We start from the raw sequence: 25,452 nt of genomic DNA on the forward strand, positions 1-25,452 counted from the left end.
ATCGGACGACTTCACGTCGGGACCTAGACGAACCGGGGCTCCCGGGGCTATACATCCGATGTATTTCGTGCGGTGTGACCAGAGGAGGAACGGCCGTGCAGTTTTTGCGCCTGGGGCCGGTCGGCGACGAACGTCCCGCAGTGAGGACCGACGACGGGACCACATACGACCTCCTACCGATCACGCCCGACATTGACGGCGCGTTCCTGGCGAACGACGGCGTGGCGCGCGTCCGTGCAGCTCTCGAAGCCGGCGAGCTCAGCGCGATCGAGACCGACGGCCTGCGGATCGGCCCACCGCTCGCGCACCCCGGCAAGGTCATCTGCATCGGCCTCAACTACCGCGACCACGCGGAGGAGACCGGCGCGGACATCCCCGGCGAGCCCGTGATGTTCCTGAAGACGCCCGACACGGTCGTGGGCCCGTACGACGAGGTGCTCGTGCCGCGCCGGTCCGTGAAGACCGACTGGGAGGTCGAGCTCGGCGTCGTCATCGGGCGCACCGCTCGCTACCTGGAGTCCGAAGAGGACGCTCTGGCCTGCGTCGGCGCGTACGTGCTCTCGCACGACGTCTCGGAGCGCGAGTTCCAGATCGAGCGCGGCGGGACGTGGGACAAGGGTAAGAACTGCGAGACGTTCAACCCGCTCGGCCCCTTCCTCGTGCCCGCCGACGAGATCTCCGACCCGCAGAGCCTGGAAATGCGGCTCTGGGTGAACGGCGAGATCAAGCAGAACTCGTCCACCAAGAACATGATCTTTCCGGTGGCGGAGATCGTGCGCTACCTCAGCCAGTTCCTTGTCCTTCGTCCGGGTGACGTCATCAACACAGGTACACCCGCTGGAGTGGCGCTCGGACAGCCGGAGCCGAAGCCGTACCTGCGTGCCGGCGACGTCGTCGAGCTGGAGATCGAGGGTCTCGGCAAGCAGCGGCAGACCCTGGGGCAGGCGTGATGCCGAAGATCATCGCACTGGACGTGCTGGACATCCGGTTCCCGACCTCGCGCGAGCTCGACGGCTCCGACGCGATGAACCCGGACCCGGACTACTCCGCCGCCTACGTCGTCCTGCGCACCGACGACGGACCTGAGGGCCACGGGCTCGCGTTCACCATCGGCCGCGGCAACGACGTGCAGGCCGCCGCGATCAAGGCGCTCGCCCCGCACGTCGTCGGCAAGGACGTGCCGGAGACCGCGAAGGCGTTGGGAGAGCTGTACTTCGAGCTCATCGGCGACTCGCAGATCCGCTGGCTCGGCCCCGAGAAGGGCGTCGCGCACATGGCGATCGGCGCGGTCGTCAACGCGGCGTGGGACCTCGCCGCCCGCCGCGCCGGGTTACCGGTCTGGCGGTTCCTCGCCCAGATGACGCCGGAAGAGATCGTCAGCCTCGTCGACTTCCGGTACCTGAGCGACGCACTCACCCCCGACGACGCGTTGCAGATCCTGCGCAAGATCGAGCACGGCAAGGCCGAACGTGCGGAAACCGTTGCCCGCGACGGATATCCGGCCTACACGACGTCACCGGGCTGGCTCGGCTACTCCGACGAGAAGCTCGCCGGTCTCGCGCGGCAGGCACTGGCGGACGGCTTCGACATGATCAAGCTCAAGGTCGGCGGCAGCCTCGACGACGACGTCCGCCGGATGAAGCTCGCCCGCGAGGTCGTCGGCGAGGACGTGCGCGTGGCGGTCGACGCCAACCAGCGCTGGGACGTCGACACCGCGATCCGCTGGATGCGCGAGCTCGCGCCGTACAACCCGTACTGGATCGAGGAGCCGACGTCGCCGGACGACGTGCTTGCCCACCGCGCGATCGCCGACGCGCTGGCCCCGATCAGGGTCGCGACCGGTGAGCACGTGCAGAACCGCGTGGTGTTCAAGCAGATGCTGCAGGCCGGTGCGATCGACGTGCTGCAGCTCGACGCCTGCCGAGTCGCGGGCGTGAACGAGAACATCGCGATCCTGTTGCTGGCCAAGAAGTTCGAGGTGCCGGTGTGCCCGCACGCCGGTGGTGTCGGCCTGTGCGAGCTGGTCAGGCACCTGTCGTTCTTCGACTACGTCGCCATTTCCGGCGAGGTCGGCGAGCGCGTGATCGAGTGGGTCGACCACCTGCACGAGCACTTCCTGGACCCGGCCGTCGTCGAGAACGGCCGTTACCTGGCACCCGCCGAGCCGGGGTTCTCCGCTCAGCTCAAGGACGAGACGCTGTCCGACTACGTGTACCCGGAGGGTCCCGTGTGGACGGCACTGGAGGGCGAGGATGACTGACTTCGAAGGACTTGTCGCCGTCGTCACCGGCGGTGCGTCCGGCATCGGGCTCGCCACGGCGAACCTGCTGGCGTCGCGTGGGGCAACCGCCGTGGCGCTGGACCTCAACCCGGACGTGAAGGACCCGCTCGTCGGGATCCGGGCGGACGTGTCGGACGACGAGAGCGTCAAGGCCGCCATCGACGAGGTCGTGCAGCGGTTCGGCCGCCTCGACGTCGTCGTCAACAACGCGGGCATCGGCTCGCAGGGCGACGTGGCCGCCAACTCCGACGAGGAGTGGCAGAAGGTCATGAACGTCAACGTGCTCGGCATGGTCCGGGTGTCGCGGGCAGCGTTGCCGCACCTGCGGAACTCGCCGTCCGCGGCGATCGTCAACACCTGCTCCATCGCTGCCTGGGCCGGGCTCCCGCAGCGTGCTCTCTACTCGGCCAGCAAGGGCGCGGTGTACTCGCTGACGCTCGCGATGGCCGCCGACCACGTGCGCGAAGGCATTCGCGTCAACGCGGTCGCTCCCGGCACGGCGGACACCCCGTGGGTGGGCCGTCTGCTCGACTCGGCGCCGGACCCGGCAGCCGAGCGGGCCGCGCTGGAGGCACGCCAGCCGCACGGGCGTCTGGTCTCCGCCGATGAGGTCGCGGGCGCGATCGCCTACCTGGCGAGCCCGCTTTCCGGTTCCACCGCAGGCACGATCCTCGCCGTCGACGGTGGCATGTACGGGCTCCGTTTGCGTCCCAAGCAGTCCTGAAAGGCAATGACACGATGAAGCGTCGCAACCTCACCGCCGCGGTGTGCCTCGCGCTGGCCGGTGCCCTCACGTTGACAGCCTGCGGAGGCGGCGCCTCCGGTTCGGGCAGCGGTGGCGTCGGACCGATCGGCGCTGACCACCCGCGGGCCGACTCCGACTTCTGGAACTCGTACATCAAGTACTTCCCGGACAAGGCCAAAGAGCTCAACATCAACCTGCTCAACCCCACCAACTCGCAGAACAAGGTGGAGACGCTGGTCGCGAACGCCCAGTCGCTGCAGTCGCAGGGCGCCAAGGCGATCGTCATGGCCCCGCAGGACACCGGCGCCATCGCGTCCACTTTGGACCGTCTGGACAAGGCGGGCATCCCGGTCGTGACCGTGGACACCCGTCCGGACAAGGGCAAGACGTACATGGTCGTGCGCGCGGACAACAAGGCGTACGGCGAGAAGGCCTGCAAGTTCCTCGGTGACAAGCTCGGTGGCAAGGGCAAGGTCATCGAGTTCCAGGGCGCGCTGTCGTCGGTCAACGGCCGCGACCGCTCCGAGGCGTTCGCCGCCTGCATGAAGTCGAACTACCCCGGCATCACGGTGTTCGAGGAGCCGACCGACTGGGAGGGCCCGAAGGCGTCCGCTGCTCTGCAGACCAGGCTCAACCAGCACCCGGACATCAACGGCATCTACATGCAGGCCGGTGGCGTGTTCCTCGCGCCGACGCTGCAGCTGTTGAAGCAGAAGAACCTGCTGGTCCCGCCGAGCGACCCCAAGCACATCTTCATCGTCTCCAACGACGGCATCCCGTCGGAGCTGGAAGCGATCCGCAAGGGTGAGATCGACGCGACCGTCTCGCAGCCGGCCGACCTCTACGCGAAGTGGGCGCTGTTCTACGCCAAGGCCGCGGTGGAGAAGCAGACGTTCAAGCCCGGCAAGACCGACCACGACTCCACGATCGTCGACGTCGGCGGTGGCCGTCTCGAGGACCAGCTGCCCGCGCCGCTGATCACCAAGGAGAACGTCGACGACAAGGCGTTCTGGGGTAACCAGATCTGATGAGTGACTTTGCCGCTGTCGCGCGTGGCGTGACGAAGAGGTTCGGGCGGACGCTCGCGTTGGACGACGTGGGCATCGAGATCCGGGCCGGTGAGTCGCACGCGCTCGTCGGTCGCAACGGCGCGGGCAAGTCGACGTTGGTCTCGGTCCTGACCGGCATGCAGGTGCCGGACGCGGGCGAGGTCAGCTTCTTCGGCGAACCCGCGCCGCCCGTCGCCGACCGCTCGGCGTGGCGGCGTCACGTCGCCTGCGTGTACCAGAAGTCGACGGTCGTGCCGGAGCTGTCGGTCGCTGAGAACCTGTTCATCAACCGGCAGGACCTCGGTGGCGGGCTGATCAGCTGGAAGAAGCTGCGACTCCAGGCTTCCGAGCTCCTGGAGACCTACGACGTCGCGGTGCACCCGGACGCGTTGGTGTCTGAGTTGACCGTGGAGCAGCGGCAGCTCGTCGAGATCGCACGCGCGTTGTCGATCGGCTCGCGGTTCGTGATCCTCGACGAACCGACCGCACAGCTCGACGGGCCGGCGATCGAGCGGTTGTTCTCACGCATGAGGTCCCTGCAGGACAAGGGAGTGACGTTCCTGTTCATCTCCCACCACCTGCAGGAGGTCTACGAGGTCTGCCAGACGGTGACGGTCTACCGCGACGCGCGGCACATCGTCACCGCTCCGGTGGCCGAGATGTCGAAGCCGGACCTGATCGAGGCGATGACCGGTGAGGCCGGTGGGCTGAACGTGCCCAGCGGCGACGACCGGCCGTCTTCCGAAGATCAGGTGTTGACGGTGTCGTCGTTGAGCGGGGACCACTTCTCGGGTGTGTCGTTGACGGCGACGCGCGGCGAGGTCATCGGGCTCGCCGGCAGCGCTTCGTCGGGCAAGCACGAGTTCGCCGAGACGGTGTACGGGCTGCGCAAGCCTTCCGCCGGGTCGATCTCGGTGGACGGCTCGGCTGTCCGCGGCGGTGACGTTCCGGCTGCTCTTCGAGCTGGAATCGGCTGTGTGCCAAGGGATCGGCACCATCAGGGGCTCGTGCTGGACCTGTCGATCGCGGAGAACGCGACGATGAGCACGGCCCATGCGTTCGTGTGGCCGTCGGCGCAGCGTGCCGCGGGGTCCACCGCGATCGATTCCTACGACGTGAAGGCCGCCGGGCCGGACCAGCCGGTGTCCGACCTTTCCGGTGGCAACCAGCAGAAGGTCGTGATGGCGCGGGCACTCGCCGGCGACCCGTCGGTGCTGGTGCTGATCAACCCGACCGCGGGTGTCGACGTGAAGTCGAAGGAGTCGCTGCTCGGCGTGGTCGACGCGCAGGCGCGCCGCGGCAAGGCGGCGATCGTCGTGTCGGACGAGCTGGACGACCTGCGGGTCTGCGACCGTGTTCTGGTGATGTTCCACGGCTCCGTCGTGCGCGAGTTCTCGCGCGGCTGGCGGGACCAGGAACTCATCGCGGCTATTGAAGGAATGAGCTCGGAATGACCAAGGCCATGACTCCGCCGGTCTCGGCTCCCACGCCGCCCGGGAAGCAGAAGTTCCAGTTCGCGCGGTACCAGGACCTCGCGCTGGTCCCGGTGATCATTCTGCTGCTGATCATCGGGGCTGTGTTGTCGCCGATCTTCCTGACGCCCGGCAACCTGATCGCGGTGCTGACACAGCAGAGCGAGCTGTCGTTGCTGGTGCTGGGGCAGGCGATGATCCTGATCGTCGGCAAGATGGACCTGTCGCTCGAGTCGACGGTCGGTCTGGCGCCGGCTCTCGCGGTCGCGTTGATCATCCCGGCGTCGTCCGGTGGGCTCGACGTCGGTCTGTCCGCGTGGATGGCGCTGCCGTTGTGCCTGCTGATCGGTGTGATCATCGGTGGCTTCAACGGGTTCCTGATCCTGAAGGTCGGACTATCCGGGTTCATGGTGACCCTGGGCATGCTGACGATGCTGCGCGGTCTGCAGCTCGCGATCACCGAGGGCAAGTCGCTGATCGACGTGCCGGAGTCGTTCCTGTACCTGGGTTCCACGACCTGGCTCGGGCTGCCGGCGGCGGTGTGGATCTGCGTTCTTTGTTACGCCGTCGGCATCTTCGTGCTGAAGTACCTGCGGGCCGGACGGTCGTTGTACGCGATCGGCGGCAACTCGGAGGCCGCGCGTGCCGCCGGTATCCGGGTGGACCGCGTGGTGTGGATCGTGCTGATCATCGGTTCCGTGCTGGCTGTGATCGCGGGCATCCTGATGACCGGGCGGCTGGGGTCCGTCGCCGCGACGCAGGGCGAGGGCATGATCTTCCAGGTCTTCGCGGCCGCGGTGATCGGCGGAATCTCGCTGCAGGGCGGCAAGGGCACGTTGTTCGGTGCGCTTTCGGGCGTGCTGATGCTGGGGCTCGTGGAGCAGATCCTGCGCCTGCAGGGTGTTTCCGGCTTCTACATCAAGGCCTCGTACGGCGCGGTGATCATCCTTGCGCTGATCGTGACCCGGTTCGCGACCGGTCAGAAGCAGGAGTGACGTCGTTGGAGACCGTTGCGCTGCACACCCAGCTTCGTGAGGGACGAGAAGCCGACTACGACCGGATCCACGCCACCATTCCCGCGGAGCTGGATGGTGCGTTGCGCGAGGCCGGGGTGCACTCGTGGCGGATCTGGAGGTCCGGCCGCGAGCTGTTCCACCTGGTCGAGGTGGACGACTACCGCGCGATGCGTGCGTTTCTTTCTGAGCACCCGGCGAACATTCCGTGGCAGGCTCAGATGGCTGAACTGCTGGAGGTCGAGGACGACTACTCCGGTGCCGAACCCGATGTGCGACTCGTGTGGGAGCTGCCGTGAAGGTTGCTGTTTCTCGTCTGGGCTTCGGTGCCGCGCCGATCGGCAACCTGTACCGGGAGGTCTCCGACTCCGAGGCCTTCGGTGCGGTCGAGGCGGCGTGGCAGACCGGGGTCCGGTACTTCGACACCGCGCCGCACTACGGACTCGGTCTGTCGGAGCGGCGGTTGGGCGTCGCTCTGGCGGGCCGCCCACGCTCCGACTACGTGATCTCCACGAAGGTCGGGCGGTTGCTGGAGCCGTTCGACGGTTCAGGGCTCGACGACGAGGGTTTCGCGGTTCCTGCTCGGTTTCGGCGGATCCGGGACTACTCGGCTGATGGCGTCAAGCGGTCTCTGGAGTCCTCTTTGGAGCGTCTCGGGACCGATCGCGTGGAGATCGTCTACATCCACGATCCCGATGACTACTGGGACGTGGCGTTCTCCGAGGCCTATCCGGCGTTGGAAGAGCTGCGGTCGCAGGGTGTCGTGGGCGCGATCGGTGTGGGCATGAACCAGTGGGAGATGCCGGAGCGGTTCGTCCGCGAGACCGACATCGACGTGGTGATGCTGGCCGGGCGGTACACGTTGCTGGAGCAGCCTTCGCTGGCGTCGTTCCTGCCGGCGTGCGTCGAGCGCGGTGTGTCCGTGGTGGCTTGCGGTGTCTTCAACTCCGGGCTGCTGTCGAAGCCTGTTGTGGCAGCCGATGCGAAGTACAACTACGAGGACGCGCCTGCTTCGTTGGTGGAACGTGCGCGGGCCATTGCTGCTGTGTGCGGGCGGCACGGGGTGACGTTGCCGGAGGTGGCGATCCAGTTCGCGCTGGGGCATCCCGCCGTGGTGTCGGTGGTGATCGGTTCGCGGACCGCCGAGCAGATGAACGCCAACGCCGAGTACTTCGACAAGCCGATCCCGGACGAGGTGTGGGCCGAGCTGAAGTCGTTGGGACTGCTGGGTGCGGAGGTGCCGACGCCGTGATCGTCGACGCTCACCACCACCTGTGGGACCTGTCGGTGCGCGACCAGGACTGGATCACCGATCCGCCGATGGGCGTGATTCGTCGGTCGTTCCTGGAACCGGACTTCGTGGCCGCGGCGCCTTCCGTGTCGGCATCCGTGCTGGTGCAGACGGTGTGCGTGCCGGAGGAGACACCGGAGTTCCTCGCGGTGGCGGCGTCTTCTGACGTGGTTTCCGCGGTGGTGGGCTGGACCGACCTGACGTCGCCTGCTGTCGCCGATGTGCTTTCCGAGTTGGTGGGCGGGCCGGACGGTTCGTGGCTGCGCGGGATCCGGCACCAGGTGCAGGGCGAGCCGGACCCGGAGTGGTTGTGCCGCAAGGACGTCTGGAACGGGCTCGCTGCGGTTGGCTCGCACGGGCTGGTTTACGAGCTGCTGACGTTGCCGCACCAGCTGCCGGCCGCGCGTCGGACCGTGGCGGCGCTTTCGAACGTGGCCTTCGTGGTGGACCACTGTTCGAAGCCTGCTGTCGGCTCGGATGTCGGTGAGTGGGCCGAGCTGATCCGGTCGGTGGCGGCGCACGAGAACGTGACGTGCAAGCTGTCGGGCCTGGTCACCGAGGCCGACTGGAAGTCGTGGGACGTGGCTTCCTTGCGGCCGTATTTCGAGGTCGTGCTGGACGCGTTCGGCCCTGAACGCTTGATGTTCGGCTCGGACTGGCCGGTGTGTCTGCTGGCGGCTTCTTATGACGAATGGCTCGGGGCCGCTCAGGAGCTGGTGTCGGAGCTGTCACCCGACGAGCAGGCCTCGATCTTCTCGGGCACTGCTCGCCGGGTGTACTCGCTCTAGAACAGCGCCTTGAGCTCGCTGATCAGCTTCGGCGTGGCCCCGGCGAGCGGTTCGCGCACGGGGCCGGCCGGGAGTCCGAGCAGGTTGAGCGCGGCCTTGACCGCCACCGCACCGGGCTCGCGGGTCATGATCGCGGTGATCACTGGCAGCAACGCCTGGTGCCTGCGCAGGGCTTCCTTGTTGTCGCCCTCGTCGTAGGCGTCGAGCATCGCCTTGATCTCAGCTCCGACGACGTGGCCGACGGTGCTGACCGTGCCGACGCCACCGATCGAGTACAGCGGCAGGATCAGCTCGTCGTTGCCGGAGTAGAAGTCGAGCCCGGTCTCGGCGATGACCTTGGCCGTCGCGAGCAGGTCGACCTTGCAGTCCTTCACGCCGACGATCCGCGGGTGTTCACTCAGCCTGAGCAGCGTCTCGGTGTCGATCGCCGTGCCGGTGCGGCCGGGGATGTCGTAGAGCAGCGCGGGCAGGCCGGACGCGTTCGCCACCTGCCGGAAGTGGTTCTCGACGCCTTCCTGCGTGGGCTTGCTGTAGTACGGCGTGACGACGAGCAGGCCGTCCGCGCCGTTCTCTTCGGCTTGCTTCGAGAGCTCGATGGTGTGGCGGGTGGAGTTGGTGCCGACGCCCGCGAGAACGTGGGTGTCTCCGACCGCTTCCTTGACAGCCTTGATGACCTGCGCCTTTTCGGCGTCGGTCGTGGTCGGGGCTTCGCCCGTTGTCCCGTTGACGACCAGGCCGTCCACGGCTTGTTTGTCGACGAGGTGCGCCGCCAGCTCCTGCGCACCCTTGAGGTCCAGGTCACCGTCGGGGGTGAACGGGGTGACCATCGCTACCAGCACTCGTCCGAACATGACTCAAGCGTGGCTCGGGTTTATGGAAAGTTCCAGTTAGAAGTTCTGCTCGGAACGTTAAGCTGAGCTTTGTGTTGGATGTGCGGCGTCTCCGGTTGCTCCACGCTCTGTCGGTCCACGGCACGGTCACGGCCGCTGCCGAAGCCCTGCACGTGACCTCTCCGGCGGTCTCTCAGCAGCTCGCTGCCCTGGAGCGCGAGGCCGGTGTCGCCCTGGTCGAACGCGACGGCCGCCGCTTGTCGTTGACGCGTGCGGGGCACGTGCTGGCCGCGCATACGCAGCTCGTTCTGGATCAGCTCGCCGCCGCCGAGGCCGACCTGGCGTCGTTGCGGACGTCTGTTTCGGGTGTGGTTCGGGTGGGCGCGTTCGTGTCCGTCGCCGCATTGCTGCCGCGGGTGATCCAGGTGCTGAGGTCGGCGCACGGGTCCGATGTGGAGCTTTTCGTGCACGAGATGGAGCCCGAGGCGTCGCTGCCTGCGTTGCGGCGCGGGGACATCGACATCGCGGTCATCCACTCGTACAACATCATGCCGCGCTCGCTGCCGGAGTCGTGTGAGTCGTTCGAGCTGTTCGTGGAGCCGGTGAACGTGGCTCTGCCGTTGTCGGATCCGTTGGTGCAGCAGGATTCTGTGGACCTGGCGGTGTTGGCGGACCGGCCGTGGATCATGCCGCGCACAGATGCCTCCTGCCACGAGCTGACGCAACGGGCGTGTGGTGCTGCTGGCTTTGTGCCGCGCGCACAGGCCTATTGCGACGATTTCGGTGTCATGTGCGGGTTGGTTGAGGCTGGGCTTGGGGTGGCGTTGGTGCCGTCGGTTGCTCGGCGGCCCGGGGTGGCGTTGCGGCCGTTGAAGCAGTCGGTTTTCCGGACTGTGTCAGCGGTTGTGCGGAACCGGGCGGACGGGCAGCCAGCCGTTCGGGTGGTCTTGGAGCAGCTGCGGCAGGTCTGACCACGTTCACTCGTTTGGGTCCAATGTGGATTCGGGTTATCTTCGCTGGATGCGTGTGGGCGTTTACGTGGATGGCTACAACCTCTACTACGGCGGAAGAAAGCACTGCGGCCGTGGTGTGATGGGTTGGCGATGGTTGGACGTCCGAGCGCTGGCCTGCACTCTGCTCACCGAGCAAGCGGCGAACTGGCCAGGTGCGCAGATCGACCGGATCGTCTACTGCACCGCGAGGATCAGCTCGGCCCACAACGCGTCCGGCTCGCAAGACCAGGACGTCTATCTCAAGGCTTTGCTGGCAGCCGGCAGTGTCGACCACATCGAGTACGGCAACTACATCAGCAAGGTGATCAAGCGGCCACTCGCGACCGAAGGCAACCGCGGTCGGCCTGTGCTGGTTCAGCCGGAGTGGCCGATCAAGGTGCAGGCACAGGGGCAACCCGTTGCGGGAGCACTGTTCATGGCGTCCGTGGCGACGTTCGAGGAGAAGGGTTCCGACGTCAACGTCGCGTCACACCTGCTGGTCGACGTGCTGACAAGTGCCATCGACGCGGTGATCCTGATCAGCAACGACAGCGACCTGAGGCTGCCGGTCGATCACGCCTGGCAGCGGATACCGGTGGGCGTGGTCAATCCGGGCAGCGGCTACACGGCGGGTGCGTTGTCGCGCAGTGCCGGCACAGGGGTGGGGACTGGTCATCACTGGTGGCGAACGTTGACCGCGACGGACTACCAGGGCCACCAGCTCCCTGACCCGGCCGGCCGATTCACGAAGCCGCCGGGCTGGTGATCATGTGCATGCATGCACGCATTCGTGCTAGCATGCATGCATATCCGCCCGGTCCCTCGTGGGCCGGGTTTCTCATTTCTCGAGGCCGATCAGGCCAGGTCTGAAAGCCACTGCTCGACGCCGGCCACGTGCACCGTCGACCAGCTGCGGGCGAGCTCCGGCTGGTGTGCCGCGAGGGCGTCGACGATGGCGCGGTGCTCGGCGACCGTGCGATCCACGGCGTTGGACTGGGTGATGCCGCGCCAGATGCGGACGCGGACCGTCGGGCCCGCGAGGGTGTCCAGGAGCTGGGCCAGGTAGGCGTTGCCCGAGCACTGGGCGATGGCGCGGTGGAAGTCGAGGTCGTGTTCGACCAGTTCCTCGACGGACTTGGCGGACTCGGCGGCGTCGCAGAGGGCCCGGAGGCGGGCGATTTCCTCGTTGTCCACGCGCTGGGCGGCCATGGCGGCGGCCGCGGGTTCCAGGATGCGGCGGACCTGGAGGACTTCGAGGACCGAATCTTCGCCTCGGTGCAGGTCCAGGACGAAGGAGAGGGCGCCGAGGAGGTCGTCGGCGCGCAGGGACGAGACGTAGGTGCCGTCGCCCTGGCGGACGTCGAGTACACGAACGAGTGAAAGTGCCTTCACTGCCTCGCGCAGGGAGTTGCGGCTCAGGCCCAGGCGTTCGGCCAGGTCAGCCTCACGCGGGAGGCGGTCGCCGGGCTTGAGCTCGCCCGAAACGATCATCTCCTTGACGCGCAGGATCGCATCGTCAGTGACTGCCACGGCACCCTCAACTCGTCTCAACTGGTCGTAGACCTCGGATGTCTGAGGACCAGTATGCGCCAAGGATGGTCATCTGCCGCGCATCGTCCGGGTATCCCGGTTCGAATGGCCGTGATTCACCGATTGGTATGTGAGATGGTTATCTCTTAACGATACGTGACGGGAACCGCTGTTGTCGCCATAATGGTCTGGACCATTCTAGGAGGGATCTTGGACGCCGTTGTCGCAGCACCGCGCGCTTTGCTCGGTCGCACGATCGTCGGTCCTGCCTCGGTGCGGATCAGGGACGGCCGCATCGTCGAGGTGACCACCGGTGAAGCACCACCCGGCGCGGAGGTCCTATCCGACGGACTGCTCACACCCGGACTCGTTGACGTGCAGGTCAACGGGGCGGTCGGGGTCGACTTCGCCGAGGTGGACGCGGACAGCATGCGCTTTGTCGCAGAAGCGCTGCCTTCCACCGGAGTGACCCGGTTCCTGCCCACGTTGATCACCGCGCCGGTGGACGTGGTGCTGAGGCAGGCACGCGCCGTGCTGGCTGCTTCGGCCGCGTTGCCGGACGGAGTGGGAGCGCGCCCCCTCGGCGTGCACCTCGAGGGCCCCTTTCTGTCGCCGAAACGGGCCGGTGTGCACGACCCCTCGTTCATGGTCGAGCCTGGGCCGGATCAGATTTCGGCGCTGCTCGAGGACGAGACGCTGCGGCGTGCCCTGCGGATGGTGACGATGGCTCCTGAGCAGCCTGGTGGGTTGGAGGCTGTTCGGCGGCTGGTCGAGGCGGGTGTTCTTGTTGCTGTTGGGCATTCGGACGCCACTGGTGAGCAGACTCGGGCTGCTGCCGATGCTGGGGCGCGGATGGTCACGCATCTGTTCAACGCTCAGCGGCCGTTGGGGCATCGGGAGCCCGGTGTGCCTGGGGTGGCTTTGGTTGATGAGCGGTTCACACTTGGGCTGATCGCGGATCTCGCCCACGTGGGCCCGGACGTCTGCCGACTCGTTTTCAACGCCGCTGGTGAACGAGTCGCGCTGGTCACCGATGCCGTTGCCGCTGCTGGGATGCCGCCTGGGCGGTACCACCTCGGCGGTGCAGACGTGCTGCTCACCGAGGACGGTGTGCCGCGGTCACCGGAGGGCACGATCGCTGGTTCGGCGCTCACCCTCGACCGCGCGGTGCGCAACATCGTGTCGGTCGGTGTGCCGATGGCGGATGCGTTGGCATCGGCGACGATCGTGCCGGCCGAGGTGATCGGCGAGTCCGGTCTTGGGCGTCTCGCGCCGGGTGCCGTCGCGGACCTCGTGTGGTGGGACGACGAACTGCGTCCGAAGAAGGTGTGGGTGGACGGGCGAGTCGTGTTCGACGCCGAGAGGCCGGCCGCCGCTGTGTCTGTCGGGTTCGCCACTGCCGGGCAGTGACGTCAGGGCGGCGGGCTCAGCAGCATCGCGACCAGGTCGCGGCGGCTGCGCACGCCGGTCTTGTCGAAGACCGCCTTCAGGTGGTCTTGCACGGTGTTCGCGGAGATGTGCAGGGTGTCCGCGATCGCGCGGGTCGGGTTGCCACGCAGGACGAGGGTGGCAACCTCGGCCTCGCGCGCGGTGAGGCCGTGCGCGGAGAGCAGGAGAGGTGCGGCCGCGCGGGACTCCGCGGGTTCGACGACGACGGTGACGTGCGCGGTCTCTCCTGTGAGACGGGAAGCGTGCAGGGTGAGCCACGGGCCGGCGCGGGTGCGGACCCGGATGCTGGGTGGTGGCCCGGCACCGTGGCGCTCGATTCCGCGCAGGGCTGAAGCGACGCTGTAGACGGCGGCGGGCAGTGGCAGCACACCCGGATCGAGCAACGAGAGCAGGTGCTCGGCCTCGGGGGTCATCGCGACGGTGCTGAGGTCGTCGGCGAGCAGCACGACACCCGGCTTCAACCTGGGATCGACGGTCGGACCGGGGAGCAGCAGGGCGGTCCGGATGGCCTGGGCGATGTGCGGGGACAGGCGCCTGAGAACGGCCGCCTCCGCCGAGGTGAAGCCCAGCTCGTGGTCCTCGCGGTGCAGACACAGATAACCCCAGCACTGACCGCCCGTGACGAGCGCGGCCCGCAGTTCGTCGCCGAGACCGAGCGGCCGCATGATCTCGCGGTAACGCTCGCTCACCGCGCGGTCCTTGCGAGTCGCGGAGTCCAGGGTCGCCACCGGCCGCACCGAGGTGGCCAGAGAGGCGAACTTGTTCACGTCGCGCCGGCCGAACTCATTGTCCAGGAACAGTGCGGTCGCGGCTCCGAGCGGTTCCTCCGGCCAGGCACCGGTGAACAGCAGCGTCTCCGGATCCGCCGTCGCGAAGAACACCGCGTCGACCGGCAGCAGGCGGCGCAGCGCCCTGAGCACCTCGCGGCGCACGCCATCGCGGTCCATGCCGTTGTGGCACAGCCGAACGAGGTCCTGCTCGGCGCGGCCGGAGCTCGGCATGTCCTCAGTGTCCACCCGCGATGGTGGCGGAGGAAATCCCACATCCTTGGGATGGTTCGGGTCATCGGGCGGTCGCACCATCTCAGGCATGACCATCGAACAGAACAAGCGTCTTGTCGACACCTTCATCCAGGAGCTGTTCACGAAAGGCGACCTCAGCGCCGTCGACCGCTACCTGGACCCTGACTTCGTCAACCACGACCCGCCATTCCCGGGTGCTCCGGAAGGACCCGAGGGCATGCGCATGGCCGCCGCCATGTTCCGGCAGGCCGTGCCCGACTGGCACAGCGACGTGGATCAGCTCATCGCGGAGGGCGACGTGGTGGCCGAGGTGTTCACCGCGAGCGGCACACATCGCGGCGAGCTGATGGGCGTACCCGGATCTGGACGAACGCTGACGCTCTCCGGCATCAACATCTTCCGCATCTCGGGTGACCGGATCGTCGAACGCTGGGGTCGCCTCGACGACCTCGGGCTCCTCCGGCAGCTCGGTCTCGCCCAGTAGAGCAAAAGGGCCGCCCGTTGTCCGGGCGGCCCTTGTCGCTTCAGAGGGTTCGGGTGACCTTGTTCAGGCCTCGGGGGCTGTCCGGGTCGCCGCCCCTTGCCAGGGCCAGGCCGTAGGCCAGGCGTTGCACGGGGAGGATTTCCAGGACTGGGGCCACTTCCTCTGCGGTCTCGGGGATCGAGATCGAGAGGGTGGCGCCCACCTTTTCGGAGGCCGATCCGACTGCCACGACGTCCGCTCCGCGCTGGTGGACCACGTCGAGGGCGTCGCGCAGGGAGTCGCCGCCCTTGCCGAGCGAGGTGATGGCGAGGACTGCGGTTTCGCCGTCCACTGCCGCTACCGGGCCGTGGAGCAGATCTGCGCCGCTGTACGCGCGAGCCGCCAGATATGAGGTTTCGGCCAGCTTCAAAGAAGCTTCCAGAGCTGTGGCGTAGGAGTAGCCGCGGCCGGTGGTGAGGACGCGGTCCACGAAGCGGTAGCGGCGGACTGCCTCGTCCACGGTGGGCGCTGAGGCGTCCAGGGTCACCTGGGCCAGGTCGCCCAGGGACGCTGCTGCTTCGCCGTTACCGCCGCGCACGGCGTCGATCAGCAGGTACAAGGCCAGCAACGTTGCCGAGTAGGTCTTGGTGGCGGCTACTGCGTGCTCCACGCCCGCTGACACGTCCACCGAGAGTTCGGCGGCCGCGTTCAGAGGCGAAGAAGGAGTGTTGGTCACTGCCACGGTCAGGGCGCCTCGGCGGCGGTAGGAGGCGGTTACCTCCAGGAGGTCGGGGGAGCCGCCTGACTGGGAGACCGTCACTAGCAGGACGTCGCGGAGGTCGGGTTCCGCGCCGTACAGAGTTGTGGTGGAGGCGGAGACCAGGCCCGCTGGGAGTTCCAGGAGGATCTCGGTCAGGTACTTGGCGTAGATGGCGGCGTGGTCGCTGGAGCCACGGGCGGCGAACAACACGAAGCGCGGGGCGCGTTCGCGGATGACTGCGGCTACTTCGGCAATGGCCGCGCGTGAGGAGTACAGGGAAGCGAAGATCGACGGCTGGGCCGCGATCTCCGCTGCCATGTGCTGGCCTGGTTGGGGCGTGGTCATGTCGTGCCTTTCAGGATCAGCTCGGCCGCGGCTCGGAGGCTCACCCGAGAACCGCCGTGGGTGTCGATGCGGGCGACGCTGCCCAGGTCTGGACCCGGCACGCCGGTTTCGACGTGCACCACGTCCTGGCCCAGATTAGTTAAGTTTGTTACCAGTTGTCGAGCGCTCGTGTGGCGGTGGGCGTCTCGGGTCACGACGACAATCGTGCGGTCACCTGCGGTTTTCGCAACTTCTGCGGCGTCCAGGTCGCGGGCTGCGATGACCTCGGTGTCCGGGAGCACGTCGCGCAGGTAGGGGCCGAGGCCCCACGGGACGTCGCCCACTGCGATCGACGGGTCGACGACCAGGTCGACGACCACCGGGTTCGTACCGACACTAACCCGGCCGCGGGCTGAAACCGCACGTCGGGCGGCCGTGAGACCGATCTCAGCGTCGTGGGCGTCCACCGATGACGGAGGTAGGCCCAGGGCGAGGGAGCGGGCTGCGGCTTGGGTCAGGCGTTCCTCGGAGAGCTCGCCGGACTTCACGGCGGCGACGATCGAGTCGATCAGCCACTGGAGGTCCGTGTCGTCGAGGGCCATGCCGCCGAGACACATGGCGTCGACACCGGCCTTGAGCGCGCGGATCGCGCCCTGGGCCAGGTCGCCGCCGACCGCCTTCATGTCGAGGCCGTCGGTGATCACGGCGCCGGTGAAGCCCAGGTCGTTGCGGAGCAGGTCGATCGCGTGCTTGTTCAACGTGACGGGAGCGCTGCCCCACTCCGGGACCACGAGGTGGCCGGTCATGATCGAGCGGACGCCCGCGTTCACGGCCGCCTGGAACGGGATGAGCTCGACGGCCCGGAGTTGTTCTTCTGTGCGGGGAAGAACGGGGAGCTGCTCGTGCGAGTCCTCTGTGGACGCTCCGTGGCCGGGGAAGTGCTTGGCGCAGGCGGCGACGCCCACGGCCTGCAGTCCCTCGACCCACGCGGCGACGTGCCGGGCGGCCAGCACGGGGTCCGAGCCGAACGCGCGGACGCCGATGATCGGGTCGTCCAGGGTGAGCACGAGGTCCGCGGACGGGGCCAGGTTCAGCGAGATGCCGCACTTGGCCAGGCGGGCGCCGATGGACGCGGCCACCGAGCGGGTGAGGTCGAGGTCGTCCGCCGCGCCCAGGGCGTGGTTGCCGGGAACCTCGGAGCCGCGGCCCGCGTCGAGACGCGTGACGTCGCCGCCCTCCTCGTCGATGCCGATCACCACGTCCGGGCGCACCGAGCGGAGCTCACCGCACAGCGCGGTCACCTGTTCGTCGGAGACGACGTTGCGGCCGAAGAGAACCACACCGCCGAGTCCGTCAGCGACCCGTCGTAACAACCAGTCGGGGGCGGTCGTTCCGTGAAAGCCAGGAAGCAGAACGGCAGCGGCCAACTGATCCACGTGTCATCCCTTCACCGCACCGGCGGTGACGCCGGCGACCATCTTGCGCTGCACGATCAGGAAGAAAACGAGTGCGGGAACGGTGAACAGCACCGAGGCGGCCATCGCGCCACCCCAGTCGGTGCCGAACGCGGTCTGGAAGCCCGACAGCCACACGGGGAGGGTTTCCCTGTCCTGGCTGCGGATGAGCACCTTCGCGAACAGGAACTCGTTCCACGCCGTGATGAACGCGAACACCGAGGTGGCGACCAAACCCGGTCCCAGCAAAGGAAGAGTGACCTTCTGGAACGCGCCCCAGCGCCCGCAGCCGTCGACCATCGCGGCTTCCTCGAGCTCGATCGGGATGCCGTTCACGAAGCCGCGCAACGTCCACGCGCAGAACGGCAGCGTCACCGCGAAGTACACCAAGACCAGAGACGTCAGGTGTTCGTAGAGCTGGAGATCCCGCATCATCAGGAACATCGGGATCAGCAACGCCTCGAACGGCGCCATCTGCGCGACGAGCATCAGCAGCACGAACGACTTGCGGCCGCGGAAGGCGAAGCGCGACATGGCAACGGCCGCGGTGATGCCGACGAGGATCGCCGCGAGCACCGCGGACAGCGTCACCAGCAGGCTGTTGCTCAACGCGGACAGGAAGCCCGGCTTCGTCCACGCCGTCACGAAGTTCGAGAACGTGACGGACAGCGGAACGAGGTCGTAGTCCGACGTGATCGTCGAGCCCTTGGGCTTCAACGCGGACGTGATCATCCAGTACGTCGGGAAGAGGAAGAACAACGCGAGCACGAGGCCCGCGACGTTCGCGGCAGACTTCTTGAGCATCAGATCTTGCCCTCCTCGGTCTGCAGCAGCCTGCGCAGGTACTGGAACGTGATCAGGCCGAGGATGATCATCATCAGCACGGAGATCGCGGCCGCGACGCCGAAGTGGCTCTTCGCGATGCCTTCCAGGTACTGCAGCACGGCGAGCGTCGTGCTCTCACCGCTCGGGCCGCCCTCCTTGAAGACCCAGATCTGCGCGAAGACCTTGAAGTCCCACAGGGTCGACAGGAACGTCACCATCATCAGCAGCGACTTGATCTCCGGCCACGTCACCGCGCGGAACGTCTGCCAGCCGGTCGCGCCGTCGATGCCCGCGGCCTCGTAGAGGTCGCGCGGAACGCCGAGAACGCCCGCGTAGAGGGAGAACGCGAGGAACGGGATCGCCTGCCACACGATGAGCAGGCCGACGACGGCGAGCGTCGACGTGCCGGAACCGAACCAGGAGTGCCCGGCGAACTGCGAGAAACCGAGCTGCACCAGGGTCTTGTTCAAGATTCCGTAGTTCTGGTCGAACATCCAGATGTACACGGTCGCGGAGGCGAGGATCGGCATCGCCCACGCGCAGAGCATCGTGACCTGGAGCGCGACCCGGACCCACCCGGAGAGCCTGCGCATCAGCAACGCGATCAGCAGACCCGCGCCCACCGACACGCCGACGACGGCGACCGTGAACACGACGGTCCTCAGCGAGACGGTCCAGAAGCGCTCGTCCTGCAGGACTGTCACGTAGTTGTCGAAGCCGGTCCACACGACTTGGCCGCGCACCAGCTCGCCGAGGTTGAGCTGGCGGAAGCTCGTCACGAAGACCGAGACGACCGGGAACCCGATCAGCCAGAGGATCGCGATGAGCGCCGGAGCGATCAGCAGGTAGGGCAGCGCCCGGTCGAAGGCGCCGCCCCGGCGGCGACGCTTGCGCGTCCCACCCGTCACGGCAGGCGGCAGCGCCGGCGGGATGTCCCCGGCCGGCGCTGCCGTTTCGGTCGTCTTGACGGCCGTCATCTCAGCTGGGCTAGCCCATGGCCTTGGTGACGGCGTCGCTCGCGTCCTTCGTCGCCTGGTCCAGCGTCTTCGCGCCGGACAGGTACGCGGTCAGCGCGTCCTTCAGCGGGTTCTGGCCCGCCTCGACGGCCGCCCACTTCGGCGTGGTCGGGGTGACCTTGCCGTTGGGGGACGAGTCCGCCATGGCCTTGCCGACCGGGGTGCTGCCGAGCTTGGTGGTGTCCTTCGAGGTGCCGGGCACCGCGCCACCCTCGGCGAGCATGTCCTGGTACTTCTTGGACGACAGCAGCGCCAGGTACTTCTTCGCGGCGTCGGCGTTCTTGCTGCCGGCCGGGATCGAGAGGTTCGAGCCACCCAGGAACACCGGCGCGGTCGAGCCGGCCTTCTTGGACGGGATCGGGAACGCCGAGACCTTGTCCTTCAGGTCGGCCTTCGCCTTGACGGCACCGGAGAGCTCCCACGGGAGGCCGACCATCATGCCGACGTTGCCCGTGCCGAAGACCTCCATCTGCTGGGGCTTCGCCTCGTCGATGTCAGCCGGCGCCTTCTTGGCGGCCGACGCGTCGTACAGCGCCTTGTAGGCCTCGAAGCCCGCCTTGGCCTGCGGGGTGTCGAGCGTGCCGACCCACTTGCCGGCGTCCTGCTTGGCGATGTCGCCGCCCTCGTCCCAGATCAGCGAGAGCAGGAAGTACCAGGACTGGCCGGGCAGGTACAGCGCCTGGAAGTCCGGGTTGGACGCGTTCGCGGCCTTCAGCTTGTTGATCGCGTCGATCCACTCGGCACGCGACGTCGGCGGCTTCGCGACGCCCGCCGCCTGCAGCAGGTCGGTGCGGTAGATCACGGTGCGGTTCGCCGCGTAGAACGGCACGCCGTACGCCTTGCCGTTCAGCGTCAGCGAGTCCTTGAGGCCGCCCAGCCACTCGTTGCCGTTGAACTGGCCCGCGTCCGCGGTCAGGTCGGTCAGCGTGTTGGTGTCAGCGAAGCTCGCCGTCTGGGTGTTGCCGAGCTCGATGACATCGGGCGGGGTGTTGCTGGCCAGCGCCGTGGTCAGCTTCTCCTGGATACCGGTCCACTTCTGGACCTCGTACTTGACCTTGATGCCGTTCGCGCTCTCGAACTCCTTGTTCAAGGCGTCGGTCAGGGTCGTCGGCGCGGAGCCGTCCATGAGCCACACGGTGATCTCTTTGGTCTCCGTGCCGCTACCGCTGTTCGTGCTCGTGCCACATCCCGACACGGCCACTGCCAGTGCGGCGGCACCAGCAGCGAGTCCTCTCCAGCCCTTCACAGTCGCGCCCTTTCAGCAAGCCCGGCCCTCGCCGGAACGCCCAAGTGGTGTAGACCAATGCGGAACAGCGTGTGCTGCGTCACCGAGTCTGTCAAGCGCGTTGCCAAAGCGTTGCGGAGTCATCGGAGCAATTTCGTGTCGATTGGCGGGGGTTCGAACGCACGAATCGACACGGACAAGGCATCCTTGTGGTGCGTGACATGGAGTGCGAGGAGGAGGCCATGCTGGAGACGACGCCTGCATCAGGCGTGGACGCCAGGACGCGTGCGCAACGCGAACCCAAGTACTGGGGTCTCAAGCGGCACCTGCTCGACCTGTTGCGAGCGCTGCCGCCTGGTTCGCCGATCCCCACGGAACGGTCGCTGGCCGCGGAGTTCGACGTCTCCAGGACGACCGTTCGCCAGGCGCTTGCCGAGCTGACGGTCGAAGGGCGACTGCTCCGGGTGCAGGGCAAGGGCACCTTCGCGGCCGAACCCAAGGTCGCCCAGAGGTTGCAGCTGTCTTCGTACACAGAGGACATGCGAGCCCAGGGTCGCGTGCCGTCGTCGAAGCTGATCGAGGCTTCCGAGATGCCCGCGGAGGCAGAGCTCGCGCGGCTGCTCGGCGTGCGTCCCGGTGCCAAGGTGCTCAGGTTGCACCGGCTGCGCCTGGCCGACAACGAGCCGATGGCGATCGAGACGACGCACCTGGCGCTCGGCCGGTTCCGCGGACTGCGGCGCTACCTGGCGCCCGGTGCCTCGCTGTACCAGGTGCTGTCCGAGCGGTTCGGCGTCGAGATGGGCCACGCGGAGGAGACGATCGAGACCGCGCTGGCGTCGCCCGAGGAGGCGGAGCTGCTCGGCGCCGACATCGGCCTGCCGATGCTGCTGCTGTCCCGGCACTCGTTCGACACCGAGGGCAACCCGATCGAGTGGGTGCGTTCGGTGTACCGCGGTGACCGGTACAAGTTCGTCGCCACGCTGAATCGACCGTCTTGATCGCCTGGGGCACGCCACGCGCCCGCGCGGTGCTGGCGACGACGATCCTCGGCTCGGGCATGGCGATGCTCGACGGGACGATCGTCAACGTGGCGCTGCCCCGGATCGGCGCCGAGTTCAAGGCGTCGGTCACGGATCTGCAGTGGATCCTGAACGGGTACATGCTCGCGCTGGCCTCGTTGATCCTGGTCGCTGGATCTTTGGGCGACAGGTTCGGCCGGCGGCGCGTGTACGTGATCGGCGTGGTGTGGTTCGGCGTCTCGTCCCTGCTCTGCGGCGTGGCGTGGGATGTGCCGGTGCTGGTCGCCGCGCGCGTGCTGCAGGGCGTGGGAGCGGCGTTGCTGACGCCGGGTGCCCTGGCGATCCTCCAGTCGTCGTTCAACCGCGAAGATCGCTCGCGGGCGATCGGCGCCTGGTCCGGATTGTCCGGTGTGGCCACCGCGATCGGGCCGTTCGTCGGCGGGCTGCTCGTGCAGGCGTGGTCGTGGCGGCTCGCGTTCCTGGTGAACCTGCCGGTGGCCGCGCTGTGCGTGTTCCTCGCGCTGCGGTCGGTGCCGGAGTCCCGTGACGAGACCGCCGGCCACCCCAACTACCTGTCGGCGCTGGTCGGAGCGGTCGGCCTGGCGTTGATGACGGGCGGTCTGGTCGAGCAGTCGTACCTGGTGGCCGGGCTCGGGCTGGCGGCGATGATCGCGTTCGGGGTGGTCCAGGTGCGGTCTTCGGACCCGCTGGTGCCGCCGGAGCTGTTCCGCGACCGCACGTTCCTGGTGGCCAACCTGCTGACGTTCCTGGTCTACGCGGCACTCGGCGGCGTGATGGTGCTGCTCGTGCTGCAGCTGCAGGTGTCGCTGGGCTACTCGCCGACGGCGTCCGGCCTGGCCAGCGTGCCGCTGACGATCATCATGCTGTTGCTGTCGTCGACCTCGGGGAAGATCGCGCAGAAGTACGGGCCGCGCGTGCAGCTCGTCGCCGGCCCGATCGTGATCGGTATCGGCATGTTGCTGCTGCGCAACGCGGCACCCGGCTCGTCGTACCTGACCGGCGTGTTGCCCGGCATCGTCGTGTTCGGTCTGGGGCTGGCCGCCGTGGTCGCACCGGTGACCGCGACAGTGCTCGCCTCGGCTCCTGATCACCACGCCGGTGTGGCGTCGGGGGTCAACAACGCCGTCGCGCGCACCGGCAGTCTGCTGGCCATGGCGGTGCTGCCTGCTGCCGTCGGGTTGATGGGCGAGGACTACACGAACCCGTCGGTCATGACTTCGGGCTGGCAGATGGCGCTGGTGTTGTGCGCGGTGGCGGCGATCGCGGGTGGCGTGCTCGCGCTGGGCGTGGACAACCGGGTGCTGGCCACGGAGCACGAGCAGCCGGACTCCCCGCACCCCGGGGATTGTCTGCACTGCGGGGTGGAGGGGCCGCCGACGCACGTCCGGCCAGGCGGCGAGAAAGCGCTCCAGTAGGGGCGCGCCAGGTCAGTCGGCCAGCAGACGTGCGAGCAGCGCGGGGTCGATGTTTCCGCCGGAGACCACCGCGACCCCGGTCCCGCCGATCTTCGCCTGCGCCGCCACAGCTACGGCCCCGCTCGGCTCGGCGATCAACCGCGTTCGGCGGGCCAGGTCGGTCACCGCGGCGAAGATCTCGTCCTCCGACACCGTGATCACGTCGTCCACGAGCTTGCTGATGTGTTCCCAGGTGAGCGCCGAGGGCTCGTCCCGCAGGGCGTCAGCGGCCGTCTGAGCCCGCTCCACGGGGTCCCAGCGGATCAGCTCGCCCGCTTGGAGCGACGCCGCGATGTCAGCGGCCAGGGCGGGTTCCGCGCCGATCACCCGCACCTCGGGCTTCAACGCCTTGATCGCCGTCGCGACGCCCGAGATCAACCCGCCACCCGACATCGGCACGACCACGGCGTCGACGGACGGCAGGTCGTCGAGGATTTCCAGGCCGATCGTGCCCTGGCCCGCGATCACGTCCACGTGGTCGAACGGCGGGATGAGCGCGGCACCTCGTTCGGCGACGAGAGCCTCAGCCCGTTCCACGCGTTCGGTGATGCCGACGATGAAGACCTCGGCTCCCAACGCTTTCGTGGCCTCGATCTTGACCGCCGGGGTGTTGTCCGGCATGACGATCGCCGCCGGAACGCCGTGCAGCCGGGCGGCGAACGCGACGGCCTGGGCGTGGTTGCCGCTGGAGTACGCGACCACGCCGTTCGCGCGGTTCTCCATGCGTGCCAACGCGTTCAACGCGCCGCGGAGCTTGAAGGCACCGATCGGCTGCAGACTTTCCGGCTTCAGCCAGCCAGGGCCGAACGGCAGCAACGGCGTGCGCACCACGTGCGGTGCGATCACCGTCGCCGCCGACCGGACGTCGTCGAGCGAGATCACGCGCCGACCAGTTCCGCGAGCAGCTTCGGCTCGAGGTTGCCGCCCGACACGACGGCGACGGTCGGACCGGCGGGCAGCGAGCGGTTCAGGTACGCCGCAACGGGAACCGCGCCGCTCGGCTCGGCCACGACACGGGTGCGGCGGGCGATTTCCCCTACCGCGGAACGAATCTCGTCCTCGGTGACGGTCACGACGTCGTCGACGTACTCGCGGATGTGCGCGAACGTCAGCTCGGACGGCTCGGCGCGCAGGCCGTCGGCGATGGTGCGGGCGCGGTCGTGCGCGTCCCAGCGAACCAGCGAGCCGGCGGCGAACGAGGCGGCGGTGTCTGCTGACAGTTCCGGTTCGACGCCGATGACGCGAACGTTGGGGCGCAACGACTTCACGGCCGTCGCGACGCCGGAGATCAGTCCGCCGCCGCTGACGGGCACCAGGACCGTGGCCACGTCGGGCAGGTCCGCGCAGATCTCCAGGCCGATCGTGCCCTGGCCGGCGATCACGTCCGGGTGGTCGAACGGCGGGATCAGCGTGGCACCGCGCTCCTCGACCAGTTCAGCGGCCCGTGCCTCCCGTTCGCCGATGCCGACGAGGAACACCTCGGCGCCGTGCGCGCGCGTCGCGTCGATCTTCAACTGCGGGGTGTTCGAAGGCACGACGATCGCCGCGGGCATGCCCAGAAGCTTTGCCGCGTAGGCGACTGCTTGCGCGTGGTTACCACTCGAGTACGCCACGACACCACGTGCGCGGTCCTCGGAAGGTATGCGGGACAAGGCGTTCACCGCGCCGCGGATCTTGAAAGCTCCGATGGCCTGCAAGCATTCGGGCTTGATGGACAACGAGGAGTCGAACGACAGCAACGGGGTGTGCACGACATGCGGGGCGATCGCGGCGGCGGCCGCGTGGATGTCTTCGAGAGTCACCAGGCGCATGTGTTGATGATGCACGTCACCGGCGCACAACCGGTGAACTGTGCCCGACGTCCCACAAGTGTCATGGCTGAGAAGGAGAAGATCACCCCCGTCAAGCTCGTCGCGAGTGTGCTCGCCGCCGTCACCGCGGCAGTGCTGAGCCTTCGCCTCAACGTCGTCGGCACCATCATCGGCGCGATCCTCGCGAGTGTGGTGACCACAGTGGGCGCTGTGCTCTATCAACGGTCGATGGAACGCGAGAAGCGCTGGCAGGTCATCGCGGTCGGCGGACTGCTCGCGTTCGTCGTGACCGTCCTCACGGTCACGAGCGTCCAGCTGGTCACCGGCAAGCCGACTTCCGCGGACACCGGAGGCCCGAGCTCGACCGTCCACGCCGAGACCCACACCGAGACGACGAAGACCGAAACCGAGACCGTGACGGTGCCTCCGAGCACGTCCAGTCAGTCGCCCACCGAAAGCACGACGCCGTCCGGACCGCCGACTACGACGACAGAATCCCGACAGCCGACCGACAGCTCGACGCCGCCGTCAACTGTCGACCCCATTCGGTGATCACGTCATCACTTTGAGCGATAGTTAACTGTCAATTGCTACGCAGCGCAGTTGATCTGTCGTGAG

General features: G+C 67.7%; 26 protein-coding genes. 16 read left to right on the forward strand and 10 right to left on the reverse strand.

What is annotated here, in order from left to right; genetic code table 11:
* Positions 1-95: 95 nt before the first annotated feature.
* The 9 genes from AB0M24_RS44545 to AB0M24_RS44585 are packed head-to-tail and all read left to right on the forward strand — an operon-like array spanning position 96 to position 8,639.
* Positions 96-950, forward strand: coding sequence for a fumarylacetoacetate hydrolase family protein (locus tag AB0M24_RS44545; protein ID WP_363780677.1), 855 nt, complete (start codon positions 96-98; stop codon positions 948-950).
* Positions 950-2,260: an enolase C-terminal domain-like protein gene (locus AB0M24_RS44550; RefSeq protein ID WP_363780679.1), complete on the forward strand. Its 1,311-nt coding sequence runs from the start codon at positions 950-952 to the stop codon at positions 2,258-2,260. Before AB0M24_RS44545 ends, AB0M24_RS44550 begins: the two co-directional genes overlap by 1 nt.
* On the forward strand, positions 2,253-3,005 hold the full coding sequence (locus AB0M24_RS44555) for an SDR family oxidoreductase (RefSeq protein ID WP_363780681.1): 753 nt from the start codon (positions 2,253-2,255) through the stop codon (positions 3,003-3,005). Before AB0M24_RS44550 ends, AB0M24_RS44555 begins: the two co-directional genes overlap by 8 nt.
* 14 nt (positions 3,006-3,019) lie before the next feature.
* Positions 3,020-4,054 carry a sugar ABC transporter substrate-binding protein gene (locus AB0M24_RS44560; protein ID WP_363780683.1) on the forward strand — a complete coding sequence of 345 codons (1,035 nt, stop codon included), beginning with the start codon at positions 3,020-3,022 and terminating at the stop codon, positions 4,052-4,054.
* Complete coding sequence (locus AB0M24_RS44565; RefSeq protein ID WP_363780685.1) at positions 4,054-5,529, forward strand: sugar ABC transporter ATP-binding protein; 1,476 nt, start codon at positions 4,054-4,056, stop codon at positions 5,527-5,529. Before AB0M24_RS44560 ends, AB0M24_RS44565 begins: the two co-directional genes overlap by 1 nt.
* On the forward strand, positions 5,526-6,542 hold the full coding sequence (locus tag AB0M24_RS44570; RefSeq protein ID WP_363780687.1) for an ABC transporter permease: 1,017 nt from the start codon (positions 5,526-5,528) through the stop codon (positions 6,540-6,542). Before AB0M24_RS44565 ends, AB0M24_RS44570 begins: the two co-directional genes overlap by 4 nt.
* Positions 6,543-6,547: 5 nt before the next feature.
* Positions 6,548-6,859, forward strand: coding sequence for an L-rhamnose mutarotase (locus AB0M24_RS44575; protein WP_363780755.1), 312 nt, complete (start codon positions 6,548-6,550; stop codon positions 6,857-6,859).
* Positions 6,856-7,812, forward strand: a complete 957-nt coding sequence (locus tag AB0M24_RS44580) for an aldo/keto reductase (RefSeq protein WP_363780689.1) — start codon at positions 6,856-6,858, stop codon at positions 7,810-7,812. The genes AB0M24_RS44575 and AB0M24_RS44580 overlap by 4 nt, the downstream gene beginning before the upstream one ends.
* Entirely contained in the window at positions 7,809-8,639 is an 831-nt protein-coding gene (locus tag AB0M24_RS44585) for an amidohydrolase family protein (RefSeq protein ID WP_363780691.1), read from the forward strand. Before AB0M24_RS44580 ends, AB0M24_RS44585 begins: the two co-directional genes overlap by 4 nt.
* On the opposite strand, the gene dapA is transcribed toward AB0M24_RS44585, so the two are convergent.
* Entirely contained in the window at positions 8,636-9,490 is an 855-nt protein-coding gene (gene dapA / locus AB0M24_RS44590) for a 4-hydroxy-tetrahydrodipicolinate synthase (RefSeq protein ID WP_363780693.1), read from the reverse strand. The two genes, AB0M24_RS44585 and dapA, sit on opposite strands and share 4 nt — an antisense overlap.
* Before the next feature lie 71 nt (positions 9,491-9,561).
* Between dapA and AB0M24_RS44595 the strand changes: the two genes are divergently transcribed.
* Complete coding sequence (locus tag AB0M24_RS44595) at positions 9,562-10,440, forward strand: LysR family transcriptional regulator (protein WP_363780695.1); 879 nt, start codon at positions 9,562-9,564, stop codon at positions 10,438-10,440.
* A gap of 49 nt (positions 10,441-10,489) precedes the next feature.
* A complete protein-coding gene (locus AB0M24_RS44600; RefSeq protein WP_363780697.1) occupies positions 10,490-11,227 on the forward strand; it encodes an NYN domain-containing protein in 738 nt (245 codons plus the stop codon).
* An 89-nt stretch (positions 11,228-11,316) separates the two neighbouring features.
* On the opposite strand, the gene AB0M24_RS44605 is transcribed toward AB0M24_RS44600, so the two are convergent.
* A complete protein-coding gene (locus tag AB0M24_RS44605) occupies positions 11,317-11,991 on the reverse strand; it encodes a FadR/GntR family transcriptional regulator (RefSeq protein WP_363780699.1) in 675 nt (224 codons plus the stop codon).
* 210 nt (positions 11,992-12,201) lie between these two features.
* Between AB0M24_RS44605 and nagA the strand changes: the two genes are divergently transcribed.
* Complete coding sequence (gene nagA, locus AB0M24_RS44610; protein WP_363780701.1) at positions 12,202-13,401, forward strand: N-acetylglucosamine-6-phosphate deacetylase; 1,200 nt, start codon at positions 12,202-12,204, stop codon at positions 13,399-13,401.
* Between the two features lie 2 nt (positions 13,402-13,403).
* Here the strand turns inward: nagA and AB0M24_RS44615 are convergent, their stop codons facing one another.
* Entirely contained in the window at positions 13,404-14,441 is a 1,038-nt protein-coding gene (locus tag AB0M24_RS44615) for a LuxR C-terminal-related transcriptional regulator (protein WP_363780703.1), read from the reverse strand.
* An 88-nt stretch (positions 14,442-14,529) separates the two neighbouring features.
* On the opposite strand from AB0M24_RS44615, the gene AB0M24_RS44620 reads away from it, so the two are divergent.
* Entirely contained in the window at positions 14,530-14,946 is a 417-nt protein-coding gene (locus tag AB0M24_RS44620) for an ester cyclase (RefSeq protein ID WP_363780705.1), read from the forward strand.
* A gap of 40 nt (positions 14,947-14,986) precedes the next feature.
* Here the strand turns inward: AB0M24_RS44620 and AB0M24_RS44625 are convergent, their stop codons facing one another.
* From AB0M24_RS44625 to AB0M24_RS44645, 5 genes are read right to left on the reverse strand one after another with little or no spacing between them, the layout of a single operon-like run.
* Positions 14,987-16,030: an SIS domain-containing protein gene (locus AB0M24_RS44625; RefSeq protein ID WP_363780707.1), complete on the reverse strand. Its 1,044-nt coding sequence runs from the start codon at positions 16,028-16,030 to the stop codon at positions 14,987-14,989.
* Positions 16,027-17,445 carry a glycoside hydrolase family 3 N-terminal domain-containing protein gene (locus tag AB0M24_RS44630; protein ID WP_363780709.1) on the reverse strand — a complete coding sequence of 473 codons (1,419 nt, stop codon included), beginning with the start codon at positions 17,443-17,445 and terminating at the stop codon, positions 16,027-16,029. The genes AB0M24_RS44625 and AB0M24_RS44630 overlap by 4 nt, the downstream gene beginning before the upstream one ends.
* A 3-nt stretch (positions 17,446-17,448) precedes the next feature.
* Entirely contained in the window at positions 17,449-18,267 is an 819-nt protein-coding gene (locus AB0M24_RS44635) for a carbohydrate ABC transporter permease (protein ID WP_363780711.1), read from the reverse strand.
* Complete coding sequence (locus AB0M24_RS44640; protein ID WP_363780713.1) at positions 18,267-19,265, reverse strand: sugar ABC transporter permease; 999 nt, start codon at positions 19,263-19,265, stop codon at positions 18,267-18,269. The genes AB0M24_RS44635 and AB0M24_RS44640 overlap by 1 nt, the downstream gene beginning before the upstream one ends.
* Before the next feature lie 10 nt (positions 19,266-19,275).
* Complete coding sequence (locus AB0M24_RS44645) at positions 19,276-20,550, reverse strand: extracellular solute-binding protein (RefSeq protein ID WP_363780715.1); 1,275 nt, start codon at positions 20,548-20,550, stop codon at positions 19,276-19,278.
* A gap of 221 nt (positions 20,551-20,771) precedes the next feature.
* Here AB0M24_RS44645 and AB0M24_RS44650 point away from each other — a divergent pair, with 221 nt between their 5' ends.
* Together AB0M24_RS44650 and AB0M24_RS44655 are read left to right on the forward strand one after the other, a co-directional pair.
* Entirely contained in the window at positions 20,772-21,527 is a 756-nt protein-coding gene (locus AB0M24_RS44650) for a GntR family transcriptional regulator (RefSeq protein ID WP_030470948.1), read from the forward strand.
* Entirely contained in the window at positions 21,524-22,984 is a 1,461-nt protein-coding gene (locus tag AB0M24_RS44655; RefSeq protein WP_363780717.1) for an MFS transporter, read from the forward strand. Before AB0M24_RS44650 ends, AB0M24_RS44655 begins: the two co-directional genes overlap by 4 nt.
* Positions 22,985-22,996: 12 nt before the next feature.
* On the opposite strand, the gene AB0M24_RS44660 is transcribed toward AB0M24_RS44655, so the two are convergent.
* Positions 22,997-23,902 (reverse strand): threonine/serine dehydratase, encoded by a 906-nt coding sequence (locus tag AB0M24_RS44660; protein WP_363780757.1) that lies wholly within the window; start codon positions 23,900-23,902, stop codon positions 22,997-22,999.
* Positions 23,902-24,834, reverse strand: a complete 933-nt coding sequence (locus tag AB0M24_RS44665) for a threonine/serine dehydratase (protein ID WP_363780719.1) — start codon at positions 24,832-24,834, stop codon at positions 23,902-23,904. Before AB0M24_RS44665 ends, AB0M24_RS44660 begins: the two co-directional genes overlap by 1 nt.
* 63 nt (positions 24,835-24,897) lie before the next feature.
* Here AB0M24_RS44665 and AB0M24_RS44670 point away from each other — a divergent pair, with 63 nt between their 5' ends.
* Entirely contained in the window at positions 24,898-25,386 is a 489-nt protein-coding gene (locus tag AB0M24_RS44670; RefSeq protein WP_363780721.1) for a hypothetical protein, read from the forward strand.
* Positions 25,387-25,452 lie beyond the last annotated feature (66 nt).

This window comes from Lentzea sp. NPDC051838 (genome assembly GCF_040681245.1).
Taxonomy (GTDB): Bacteria; Actinomycetota; Actinomycetes; order Mycobacteriales; family Pseudonocardiaceae; genus Lentzea.